The sequence below is a fragment of the Collinsella sp. An2 genome, assembly GCF_002160065.1.
GTDB lineage: Bacteria > Actinomycetota > Coriobacteriia > Coriobacteriales > Coriobacteriaceae > Limicola.
On the sequence record NZ_NFJW01000003.1, the window covers coordinates 112,290 to 124,616 of the forward strand.

Consider the following 12,327-nt stretch of genomic DNA (forward strand, 5'->3'; position numbering starts at 1 on the left):
CTACTACTAGCGCGGCGCACGTCGAAGGCGCCCGTCGCGCGAAGCAAAACTTCTCTAGTATATGGAAACTGTGGGCAACCTGCTAGCAATGTCTTGAAAATATGCCGTAATGATGCTTCCTTGAAATACGCATCTCGCATAATGGATGATGAGAAATGCATAAACGGCCAGGATTTGGCCTAAACGGGATTGATATATACCGATGTACGACATGGCAACGAGGTATCGAATTCTTACGCTATCGACACATGTCAGACGCGTCGGGGCTACAAAAGCAAAAAGGCGAGAGCCGGAACATCCGACCCTCGCCTTCTGTACGTGCGTGCGATAAGCGATGCCGTAGGAGGAAGATCCCTACGAGCGACGACGCGTCGTGGTCTTGCGAGCGGCAGAGACCTTCGTGGCCTTCGGTGCCGTCGTCTTTGCGGCGGGCTTCTCCTCGTCCGCGGTCTTGGCTGCAGGAGCCTTTGTGGCGGTGGAGGAGGAGGTCTTCGCGGCGGTCGCCTTGGCTGCAGGTTTCGCTGCAGGCTCGGGCGCAGGCTCGGGCGCAGGCTCGGGCGCAGGCTCGGAAGCGGCGGGAGCCGCCTTTGCCGCGGTCGCCTTCGATGCGGCCTTCTTGGGCGCAGGGGCGTCCTCAGCCGGAGCGGCCTTCGCGGCAGCAGCCTTGGTTGTGGCCGTCGCCTTGGTAGCCGTCGTCTTCGGGGCGGTCGTCTTAGCCGTCGACGCGGCCTTCGTGGAGGCGGTTGCCGCCTTGGTGGCCGTGGTCTTCTTAGTCGCGGCCTTCGTCTCGGTCGCCGTTGTGCTCTTGGCGGTCTCCGCGGGCTTCGCAGCGGTCTTCGGCGTCGTGGCCTTGGTGGTCTTGGTTGCCGCAGCCTTGGTCGTCTTCGTCGCCGTGGTCTTCGTGGTCGAAGCCTTGGTAGCCGTCTTAGCGGCGGTCTTGGTTGCAGCGGGCTTCGCGGCGGCCTTGGTGGTTGTCTTGGATGCGGTGGCCTTGGTGGTGCGCTTCGTGGTCTTAGCCGCAGGCTTCACCTCTTCGGCCTGGGGCTCCTCTGCCGGCTTCTCAGCAGCGGGCTCAGCGGGCTTTGCGGGCTCCTCCTTGGCAGGCTCGGGCTCGGGTGCCGGAGCGGCCTCGGGCTCGGGCTCAGGCGTAGTCTCAGCCTTGTGAGCAGGCGTCTCCTCGACAGGCTCAGCTGCAGGTTCGGGAGCCACCTCGGGCTCAGGTTCGGGCGCAGCCACAGGCTCTGCCTCGGCCACGGGTGCCGGCTCCGGCGCGGTCTCAGGCTCCGGAGCCGGGGTCGGTTCAGGCTCCGGCTCGGGCATCACCTCGACATCAGGATGCAGGCTGCGATACAGATCGATGTAGGCGTCCGCCGAGCGCTTCCAGGTGAAGTCCTGGTTCATGGCCTGCTCGACGAGCTTGTTCCAAGCGTCGCGGTCGTCCCAGAACAGGCGCGCGGCGCGGAAGACCGCATCGCCCATCTCGTCGCCGTTGAAGTGGGCAAACGAGAAGCCCGTGCCCTCGCCGGTGTACTGGTTGTACGGAATGACGGTGTCCTTGAGGCCGCCGGTCTCGCGCACGATGGGCAGGGTGCCGTAGCGCATGGCGATGATCTGAGAAAGGCCGCAGGGCTCGAAGAGGGACGGCATGAGGAACATGTCAGCGCCGGAGTACATGCGGCGGGAGAGCGCAGGGTCGAAGGTGAGGCGCGCTGCCATGGAGCCGGGGTACTTGTTGGCGAAGTAGTTCATGGAGTCCTCGTAGTCGCCGGTGCCGAGGATGGCAACCTGGACGCCGCCGGAGAGGATGCGGTCGAGGGCGTAGGTGACAAGGTCCATGCCCTTCTGGCGCGTGAGGCGCGTGACCATGACCATGAGCGGTCGGTCGGAGCGGACCTCGAGGCCCAGCTCCTGCTGAAGGGCGGCCTTGCATGCGGCCTTGCCCTCCATGTTGCCCACGGAGTAGTTCTCGGTGAGCTGGTAGTCGGTCGCGGGGTCCCAATCGACGTAGTCGATGCCGTTCAGGATGCCCGAGAGCACGTTGTTGCGGCGACGAAGCACGCCGTCAAGATGCTCGCCGTACTCGGGCGTCTGGATCTCGCCGGCATAGGTGGGGCTCACCGTGGTGATGGCGTCGCTGTAGTTGAGAGCGCCCAGCATGTAGTTGATGGAGCTGGAGTCGCAGCGCAGCTGGCGAGCGGCGTTGGGGATGTGCGCCAGGCCCAGCACGTCGTTCAGAATGGTGTCGGAGAACTGGCCCTGGAAGGCGATGTTGTGGATCGAGAAGACGGTCTTCACGCGCTCATAGAGCGGCAGGCCCTGATAGAACTCGCGCAAAAAGACGGGGGAGAGGGCGGTGTGCCAGTCGTTGCAGTGCAGGATGTCGCACTGGAAGCCGTCGGGCAGGTGCTGAAGGCTCTCGGTGACGGCCTTGGAGAAGAACGCGAAGCGCTCGCCGTCGTCGAAGAAGCCATACGGATAGCTGCGGGCAAAGTAGTGCTCGTTGTCCAGGAACAGATAGGTGATTCCATCCATGTCCAGGCGCTCGAGGCCGCAGTACTCGTTGCGCCAGCCAAGGCTTACATAGAACTCGCCGACATGCTGCATGCGCTCGACAAAGTACTCGGGAATGGTGGAGTACTTCGGCACCATGACGATGACGTCGGCGCCCGCCTTCTTAAGTGCCTTCGGAAGCGATCCTGCGACATCGCCAAGACCGCCGGTCTTCACAAAGGGTGCCGCTTCCGCAGAGGCGAACACCACCTGCATCTTCTTAGCCATTGAGGCCTCCAAAATACAATCCGTTGTACGAATCGCCGCCCAGCACAAGGCCGAGCGGCGATTCTAATAATAGCTCCTATCGAACATCATGGTTGCGTCGATGCCCCGAGGTGTCAGATGGAAACCTACTTGAGGGCAGCCTTGCCTACGACCAGGATGTCGTCGGGAGTGCCGCTCAGCTCGGTGTTCGCGGCCACGACGTTGCTCTTGTCAAGAATGGCGTTCTCAACGTGGGCGCCGGTCTTGATGACGCAGGACTGCATGATGATGCTGTTCACCACGTTGGCGCCGGCCTCGACGGTCACGCCGCGCGCGATGATGGAGTTGCGCACGGTACCCTTGATCTCGCAGCCAGCCGACACGCGGGAGTTGCACACCACGGCGCCGGAGAAATACTTCGCGGGCGGCGCGTCGTGGGCCTTGGTGAGAATCGGGCGCTCACGCATGAACAGCTTGTTGGCAGTCGTCGGGTCCAGCAGCTCCATGCTGCGACGGAAGTAGGTCTCCTCGTTGAAGAAGCCCATCGCGAGGCCCTTGTACTCGTAGCTGCACACGTCGATGCGCTCGAAGTCGGGACGGATGGCCTCGAAAAGGTCCAGGTAGTCGGCGCTGGAGTACTGGTCGATGATCTGCAGGAGCAGGTCGCGGTTGATGACGACGCAGTCCAGGAACTTGTTGTCGCCATAGTGGCAGCCCTGGTGGAAGCCCTTCACGCGGCCGGCGTCGCCGATCTCGAGCGACATGGCGTCTTCCTGGTTGCGCTCAGCATGCACGTACACCATCGTGATGCCGACGCCGCTTTTCTCGTGCGCGTCGATGACGGCGTTGAGGTCCAGGTTGAAGATGATGTTGGTGCCCATGAGCACGACATAGGGCTTGTCGGAGCGCTCAAAGAGCGACTTGCTGGAGATGATGTCGCGCAGCAGGAAGCGCATGCCCTGCTTGGTGGCGCCGTAGGGGTTGCCCGGCAGCGGGAACAGGCCACCCTTCTTGCGGTCGAGGCCCCAGTCCTTGCCGTGGCCAACGTGGTCCATGATGGAGCGCCAGTTGCCCGGCATGACCAGACCCACGGTCTTGATGCCGGCGTTCGCCAGGTTGGAGAGCGGGAAGTCGATCAGACGATAGCGGCCCATGAACGGAATGGACGCGAGCGGACGGCTGTCGAGCAGGACGCTGTGCTCCCGGCTCGTGTAGTTAGCGGTGATATATCCGATGGCCTTGCGGTTGATCATCGGTTCATTCCCCCTTCCCGATGACGACGTCGTTTCCGACGACGGCGGTGTCCTTCGTGGTGTCGACGCTTCCGAGCTTCACGCCCTCCTCGACAACGGCGTTCTCGCCGATGATGGCGCGGCAGATGTGCGCTCCGGCCTTGATGACGGCGCCCGGCAGTAGGACGGAGTCCTCGACGATGGCGCGCTCACCGATGACGCAGTCGGTGGAGAGGACGGAGTGGCGAGCGGTGCCCAGAATCTCGCAGCCGTTGGAGACCAGGCAGTCATCGACCTTGCCGTCCGGCCCGATGTAGTGCGGCGGACGGGTGGTGTCGTTGCTCATGATGGGCGTCTTGTAGTCGTACAGATCGAAATAGGGGTTCGGCCCCAGCAGGTCCATGCTCGTCTCATGGTAGCTGGCGATGGTGCCTACGTCCTTCCAGAAGCCTTCGAACTTATGGACGAACAGGCGCTTGCCGTCGGCGAGGGCCTTCGGGATGATGTCGCCGCCGAAGTCGTGGCTGGAGCGCTGATCGAGGGCGTCCTCTTCGAGGGTCTTGATCAGGAAGTCGGCGGTGAAGATGTAGATGCCCATGGACGCGAGGTTCGAATCGGGCTTCTCGGGCTTCTCGGTGAACTTGGTGATGCGGCCCTCGTCATCGGCGGTCAGGATGCCGAAGCGGCTCGCATCCTCCCACGGCACCGGCATGACGGCGACGGTGAGGTCGGCGTCGTTGGAGATGTGGGTGTGCAGCATCTCGCGGTAGTCCATGCGATAGAGGGCGTCTCCGGACAGGATGAGCACGTACTTGGGGTCATGCGTCTTGATGTAGTCGAGGTTCTGCGTGACGGCGTCAGCGGTGCCGGCATACCATGCGCCGCCGTCCTGCGTGGCATACGGGGGAAGGATCGACACGCCGCCGCCGCGCTCGTCGAGGTCCCACGCCGAGCCGGAGCCCAGGTAGGCATGCAGGCGATAGGGGCGATACTGGGTGAGCACGCCCACCGTGTCGATGCCCGAGTTCGCGCAGTTCGACAGCGTGAAGTCGATGATCCTGTACTTGCCTCCGAATGAAACGGCTGGTTTCGCAATCTTGGATGTGAGCGCCCCCAACCTACTACCCTGTCCTCCTGCGAGGAGCATGGCGATGCATTCTTTTTTGCTCATCGATGTTCTCCTTCAAAACCCGTTCCGATAGTTTGACCTTGCTATCGAAGGTGTGCCGCAAAGCGCCTTGCGGCACACCTGGATGCCAGAATGGCGGGGGTTACGCGAGAGCGGCTATGCGTGCCAAATCTCGTCGCGATATTCCCTGATGGTACGGTCGCTCGAGAAATGACCCGAGTTGGCCGTGTTGTGGAGCGCCATGCGCTGCCAGGCGATGGTGTCGGCATGCACTGCGGTGAGCTCCTCCCACGCGTCGACGTAGGACCTGAAGTCCTTGAGCACGAGGTCATGGTCGTTGTTGTCCATGAGCTCGCGACGGATGGAATCGAACGTGCCGGACAGGCGCGAGAACGTGCTGTCGGTGAGCTCGTCTACGCAGCGGCCCAGACGGTCGCGATCGGCGTTGTACTCGTCCCACGAGAAATAGTGGCTGTGCTGCAGCTCCACGACCTCGGGCTCGGTGAGGCCGAAGATCTTCACGTTCTCGCGGCCTGCGAGGTCGGCGATCTCGATGTTCGCGCCGTCGAGCGTGCCGAGGGTGATGGCGCCGTTCATCATGAGCTTCATGTTCGAGGTGCCCGAGGCTTCCTGGCCGGCCGTGGAGATCTGCTCGGAGATGTCGGCAGCGGAGTAGATGAGTTGGGCGTTCGAGACGCGGAAGTTGGGAATGAAGACGACCTTGATGCGGTCGTTGACGCGCTCGTCGTTGTTCACCACGTCGGCCACCGAGTTGATGAGGCGGATGACCTCCTTGGCGAAGTAATAGCTCTGCGCGGCCTTGCCCGAGAAGATGAAGGTGGTCGCCGGGACGGTGAAGTCGGGGTCGGCGATCATGCGGTTGTAGATGTCCATCACCTTGAAGATGTTCAGGAGCTGGCGCTTGTAGGCGTGGAAGCGCTTGACCTGGACGTCGAAGATGGAGTTCGGGTCGACAACGATGCCGGTGACTTCCTTGATGTAGGCGGCCAGACGCTTCTTATTCTCAAGCTTGGAAGCGGCCATGGCGCGCAGGAAGTCTTTGTCGTCGTAGTAGGCCTCGAGCTTCTTGAGCTCGTCGGCGTTGTCGAGCCAGCCCGAGCCGATCTTCGAGGTGATGAGCTTGGCGTAGGAGGGGTTGGCTTCGGCGAGGAAGCGACGGTGGCTCACGCCGTTGGTCTTGTTGTTGAACTTTTCGGGGGTGAGCTCGTAGAACTCCTTGAAGACCTGCTCCTTCAGGATCTTGGTATGGAGCTCGGCCACGCCGTTCACCGAGTGGCTGCACACGATCGAGAGGTTGGCCATGCGGACCTCGCCGTCCCACAGGATGGCGGTCTTCTGGAACATCTCACGCCACTCGGGGTCATCCGTCGGGAAGTTCTCGCGGAAGCGGCGGGCGATCTCGTCGATGATCTGATACAGGCGGGGGAGAAGCGGCTTGAACGTGGTGATGGGCCACTTTTCGAGCGCCTCGGGCAGCACCGTGTGGTTGGTGAACGAGACGGTCTTGGTGACGATGTCCCAAGCCTCGTCCCACTCCAGGCCCTCCTCGTCCATGAGGACGCGCATGAGCTCGGGGCCGCACATGGCGGGGTGCGTGTCGTTGGTGTGGATGGCGACGTACTGGGGCAAAAGCTTCCAGTTGGAGCCGTGCTCGTTGCGGAACGTGCGCAGGATGGAGTTGATGCCAGCGGCGACGAACAGGTACTCCTGCTTGAGGCGCAGGATCTTGCCGTGCTCACCGGCGTCGGCGGGGTAGAGGATCGTGGAGATGGCCTCGGCCTCGGAACGACCGGCGTTTGCCTGCGCGTAATCGCCGCGGTTGAAGGCGTCCAGGTCGAAGAGGTCCTCGTTGGGCTCGGCCTTCCAGACGCGCAGCTTGTTCACGAGCTCGCCGCCGTAAGCTACGACGGGGATGTCATAGGGCACCGCGAGGATCTTCTGACCGCCCTCGGTGCGGTACATGGTGCGGCCGTCCTTCTCGTAGGCCACGCTCGTGCCGCCGAAGACGACCTCGACCGAGCTCTCGGGACGACGGGACTCCCAGGGATAGTCATGCTTGAGCCAGTTGTCGGCAAGCTCGACCTGGCGGCCGTCGACGATCTCCTGCTTGAAGAGGCCGTATTCGTAGCGCATGCCGTTGCCGTAAAAGGCGATGCCCTCGTGCGCGGCGGACGCCAGGAAGCACGCGGCCAGACGGCCCAGGCCGCCGTTGCCAAGAGCCGCGTCGGGCTCGCGGACCTCGAGGGCCTCGAGCGAGGTGCCCATGTCCTCGAGCGCCTCGGCAACCATGTCGCGAATGCCGAAGTTGAGGAGGTAGTTATCAAGCAGCCTGCCGATGAGGAACTCGAGCGAGAAGTAGTAGACGCGCTTCTTGCCGGATTTCTCGATCTCACGCTCGTTCTCGCTCGCGATGCGGCGCGCGCGGACGGCGATGAGCTCGGCAAGGGAGTAGAAGCGGTCGTGCGACCCGCACTGCTCGAAATCCTTGCCGGTGTTGGCGCGGATCATCGCGCGATATTGCGTGATGAAGTCCTCTTTGTCTTTGAAAATCTGTTTCATGGCTTCCTTTCCACCCGGCAGTCCCGGGACGTCTGCAGATTCAGCCGCTCTCTATTATATGGCTGCTGCTACGCGGACTTGGGTGTAGATGTCTTTTTTGTCGTGTTGGACGTTTTCGTAGTCTTAGTAGTGCGCGATGTGCTCTTTGCCGTGCTGGCCGTCTTGGACGAGGTGGTCGCAGACGCCTTGGTCACGGTCTTTTTGGCCGCAGCGGGCTTGGCCGCGGCGGTCGATACGCCGGTGGCCTTTTTGGCCGTGCTCGCCTTGGTCGCAGTCTTCTTGGCGCCGGTCGCCTTCTTGGAGGTCGAGGCGGCGCTCTTCTTGGTCGAGGTCGTTGCCTTCTTGGTCGTGGCCTTCTTCGTGGTGCGCTTCGGCTTCTTCGGTGGCACGTAGGAGCTCGGTCCCACGCGCTTCAGGACCACGCCGGCAAGGCCCGGGACGCTGAACGTCACGGACTCATCGCACCCGTTCCAGGGATACGGCTCGCTCGAGCACACCTTGCCCTTGAGGTTCTTGAGCTCGTAGCCGCTGCCGCCGAACTCCGGATCGTCGGAGTCGAAGATGACCTTCCAGTCGCCCTCGCGCGGCACGCCGACGCGATAGGTCTCATAGGACGCCGGGTCGAAGTTGATGAGCACGACCAGGTCGTCGTCAGGGTCCTCGCCATGGCGCACGAACGAGATGATGGACTGCTGCGAGTTGTTCGCGTCGATCCAGGTGAAGCCGTCTTCGGTGTAGGCGCGCTGCCAGAAGGCGGGCTCATCGAGGTAGAGCTTGTTCAGCGCCTTCACGAACTGCTGGTGATGGCGGTGCGTCTCGTATTCGTCGACGAGGAACCACTGGATGGACTCGTAGTAGCGCCACTCGATGAACTGCGCGATCTCGTTGCCCATGAAGGAGAGCTGTGCGCCCGGGTGGGTCATCTGGTAGAAGACGAGCGTGCGCAGGCCGGCGAACTGGCGCCACCAGTCACCAGGCATGCGGCCCATGAGCGAGCACTTGCCGTTTACAACCTCGTCGTGGGATAGCGGCAGCACGAAGTTCTCGTTGAAGGCATACATGATCGAGAAGGTGAGGAGCCGGTGGGCACCGGGACGCCAGGGGAAGTCGGTCTGCATGTAGTGCAGGGTGTCGTTCATCCAGCCCATGTCCCACTTATAGTGGAAGCCCAGGCCGCCTTCCTCGGGCGGATAGGTCACGAGCGGCCACGCGGTGGACTCTTCGGCGATCATCATGACGTCGGGGAACTCGCGCCCCACCGCGGCGTTGACCTGGCGGATGAACGCGGATGCATCGAGGTCTTCCTCGGTGCCGTACTTGTTGAACTTCTTCTGGCCGGGGTCGTCGACGCCAAAGTTGAGGTACAGCATGCTCGACACGCCGTCCATGCGGATGCCGTCTGCGTGGAACATCTCGATCCAGAAGAGGGCGTTGGAGACCAGGAAGCTGCGGACCTCACCGCGGCCGAAGTCAAACTTGTGCGTTCCCCAGTTGGGATGGATTTCGCGCTCGAACAGCATATGGCCGTTGAAGGTCGCGAGCCCTTCCTCGTTGGCGCAGAAGCCGCCGGGCACCCAGTCGAGGATCACGCCGATGCCGGCCTGGTGGCAGGCATCGACAAAGTGCATGAGCTGTTTGGGCTCGCCGTAGCGGGCGGTGGCGGCATAGTACCCGGTGGGCTGATAGCCCCACGAGCCGTCAAAGGGGTGCTCCATGACCGGCAGCACCTCGATGTGCGAATAGCCCATCTCCTTCACGTAGTCGACGAGCTCGACCGAGAGGTCGTCGTAGGTGTAGACCTCGCCGCGCTGAGCGGGGAAGGGATCGCCCGGTCCGGGGTAGTTACCGTTCTCGTCGGGCTCGCCCTGCGGCTCGTCGCCATGGCGCTTCCACGATCCCAGATGGACCTCGTAGATGTTCAGGGGCTGCTTCATGTGGTCATGGGTGCGGCGATGCTCGAGCCATGCGCCATCGCCCCAGCTATATCCGGTGATATCCATGAGCCGCGAGGCCGTGCCGGGCGCCTGCTCGGCGTAAAACGCATAGGGGTCGGCCTTGTACAGCAGGTCTCCCGTGTCGGTCTCGAGCACAAATTTGTAGAGGTCGCCCTGCGAGAGGCCGGGGACGAACCCCTGCCACATGCCGCTTTTCGCAATGGGGTAGAGCTCGTTGGCCTCGGGGTCCCACTCGTTGAAGTCGCCGACCACATGAACGCTCTTGACGTCGGGTGCCCAGACGCAGAAGTGCCAGCCCTCGACGCCGTTCTGCACGTCGGGATGAGCGCCCATCTTCTCCCAGCTGCGCTGCCATGTGCCGTTGGCGAACATATAGATATCGTCATCGGTCATGATGAGGACCGGCTTCTGGGGAGGGGTCCCCGGTGCGGTCGTTGCCTGCTCAGATGGTGCTGGGACGTTCTTCTTCATATGACTCATCCAATCGATCAAGCGGGCAAGCCGCCGTCCGATAGATACCTTGTCTGGGACGGCGCACGATGGCGCCGGGTCGGTGTACGCCGGCCAGCGCGTGCGGTGCCTAGACGTTCATGCACGAGAATACCATTCTCGAACTTTTGTCCATCCGTGAAGCCGAGAGACGGTAGCTATCGTTTCGTAGACGTTGCATCCGGCGGCATCACATGGCGGGAGCCTGTTGAAACCCTTACGGTTCGAACATGTTGTTCTGTTAGGATGAAAGGCTATGTCGCGCCGGTCCGCGCGCGATGACACGCGTTCGATATCGGCTGCAGCAGCCACCATGAGAAAGGGTTCTTTATGTCCCAGTCTTCCGACCGTCTGCCACGTGCATTCATCTTCGATTGCGACGGCACCCTGCTTGATTCAATGGGCACCTGGCTGGGCATCCAGCCGCGCCTGCTTGAGGGGTACGGCGTCACCACGACGCCCGACGACTTCGCCGAGTTCGAGCACCTCTCTGTCGAGGACGAGTGCGCGGCCTACCACGAGAAGTGGCATCTGCCCGATACCGGCGAGCAGATCTACGAGAAGCTGATGGGCATGCTGCGTGCGGCCTACGCCCAGGAGATTCCTGCGCGAACGGGCGTCAAGGCGTTCCTGGAATCTGTTGCCCAGGCGGGCATTCCCATGGCGATCGCGACTTCGACGCCCGATTTTCTTGTTCAGTCGGGCTTGGAGCACAACGGGCTGGCGGGGTATTTCGACAGCATCACCACCACGGCCGAGGCTGGTCGCTCCAAGCAGCATCCCGATGTCTACAACCTTGCGCTCAAGCGCTTGTCCGACCACTGCGGCCTGGGCGAGGTGGACCACGGGGACGTGTGGGTCTTCGAGGATGCGGCCTTTGGGCTCACGAGCGCTCGTGCGGCGGGGTATCACCGTGTGGGCATTTTCGATCCGGCGGGACGCACGACGCGCGAGCAGGTTCGCGAGCTTTCGGACATCTCGATCGACGAGTATACCGAGCTTTCGCTCGCAGACATCCTTTCGTTTGAAGGCTAGGACACGTGGTGGACGCAGCGACGCGCATACTTGTGGTAGGAGGCTCGCCCGAGCCGTCGAGCGCGGAGACCATCCGGTGCGCCGCAGCTGGCTGTAAGGCTGTTGTGGCGGTCGACCGCGGTCTCGACGCGCTGCTCGCGGCCGGCGTGAGCTGTGATCTGTTCTGCGGAGATGCCGATTCGGTCAGCGAGCACGGCGCCGAGCTGGTACGTCTCTGTGAGCGCGATGTCTCCGGCAACGCCGCTGGCGCAGCGGATGCGCCGCGCTTCGAGGTCGTTCGGTATAACCCGCATAAGGACGACACCGACCTAGGCCTTGCGCTCGGCGAGATCGCCTGCAGGTGGCCTGGGGCGTCTCTGGTGGGGACGTGCCTTTCGGGAGGGCATCCCGACCACGCGCTTGCTGTGCTGGGCAGGCTCTCCACGTGGGACGGAGGCGTCGAGGTCATCGAGGATGGGTTTGTTCAGCGCATCCTCAAGCGGGGCGATGCCTGGGAACTCCATGGACATACAGGTGCCCGCTTCACCTTTGTGCCGCTCTCCCTTTCCGCCACGGTTTCGGAGCGTAAGATGCGCTGGAACCTAGATCATAAACGCGTATCGCTTCTTTCAGACTTAGGTGTATCGAATGTGGTCGAGGCCGAATCCGCCTCGATCACCTGTCACGAAGGCATCATATCTGCGTGGGTGTTTGAGCGATAGCCTGCTTTGTCGTCCTTGATTGGCGCACGCTTGCCGGGCTGTAGTCATTGATAAGCAGTCAGCAACCGGTGATACTGCCAAAGTTGCCTCGATTAAGCTAACGACTCATGCGTTTACGCGCCTGTGTCAGGGTGCTTGGGAGCGAAGTGTTCGAGGTGTGCAAAATTCAATCTTTTCGGCTCTCGCAGAACGTATGTATAAAGAATAGGGGTCATTTTGTTCTCTTTATTGAGAGCAATTCCTAATAGGTTGGGTGAATCTTCCCATCAGGCGCTTTACGGCGCATTGAAGAGCCGAAAAAATGGAAATTCGCACACCTCAGGAGGCGCTGACCCTCATGGGTCTCTTTGGATGCAGGATTCTATGCAATTTCATCGACAGACTATTCATTCGGTGTAAGACACCCTAATACTTGTAGTTGCTCTGGTTGGCGAGCTTGCAGCTCTTCG

At 62.0% G+C, this 12,327-nt stretch carries 7 protein-coding genes; 2 read left to right on the forward strand and 5 right to left on the reverse strand.

The genetic code is table 11. The annotated features are described in order from the left end of the window. Window positions 1-354: 354 nt before the first annotated feature. The 5 genes from glgA to glgB form a co-directional block, all read right to left on the reverse strand. Window positions 355-2,778: a glycogen synthase GlgA gene (glgA, locus tag B5F33_RS03380; protein WP_239284721.1), complete on the reverse strand. Its 2,424-nt coding sequence runs from the start codon at window positions 2,776-2,778 to the stop codon at window positions 355-357. A 125-nt stretch (window positions 2,779-2,903) separates the two neighbouring features. Continuing rightward, window positions 2,904-4,010 carry a glucose-1-phosphate adenylyltransferase subunit GlgD gene (gene glgD / locus B5F33_RS03385; RefSeq protein WP_087410387.1) on the reverse strand — a complete coding sequence of 369 codons (1,107 nt, stop codon included), beginning with the start codon at window positions 4,008-4,010 and terminating at the stop codon, window positions 2,904-2,906. A gap of 4 nt (window positions 4,011-4,014) precedes the next feature. Next, window positions 4,015-5,160, reverse strand: coding sequence for a glucose-1-phosphate adenylyltransferase (locus B5F33_RS03390; RefSeq protein ID WP_087410388.1), 1,146 nt, complete (start codon window positions 5,158-5,160; stop codon window positions 4,015-4,017). Window positions 5,161-5,274: 114 nt separating this feature from the next. Then, window positions 5,275-7,698, reverse strand: coding sequence for a glycogen/starch/alpha-glucan phosphorylase (locus B5F33_RS03395; protein WP_087410389.1), 2,424 nt, complete (start codon window positions 7,696-7,698; stop codon window positions 5,275-5,277). Window positions 7,699-7,766: 68 nt separating this feature from the next. Then, complete coding sequence (glgB, locus tag B5F33_RS03400) at window positions 7,767-10,046, reverse strand: 1,4-alpha-glucan branching protein GlgB (RefSeq protein ID WP_239284744.1); 2,280 nt, start codon at window positions 10,044-10,046, stop codon at window positions 7,767-7,769. Between the two features lie 426 nt (window positions 10,047-10,472). Between glgB and B5F33_RS03405 the strand changes: the two genes are divergently transcribed. Then, window positions 10,473-11,177: an HAD family phosphatase gene (locus tag B5F33_RS03405; RefSeq protein ID WP_239284723.1), complete on the forward strand. Its 705-nt coding sequence runs from the start codon at window positions 10,473-10,475 to the stop codon at window positions 11,175-11,177. A gap of 8 nt (window positions 11,178-11,185) precedes the next feature. Further along, window positions 11,186-11,878: a thiamine pyrophosphokinase gene (locus B5F33_RS03410; protein WP_239284725.1), complete on the forward strand. Its 693-nt coding sequence runs from the start codon at window positions 11,186-11,188 to the stop codon at window positions 11,876-11,878. Window positions 11,879-12,327: the final 449 nt, after the last annotated feature.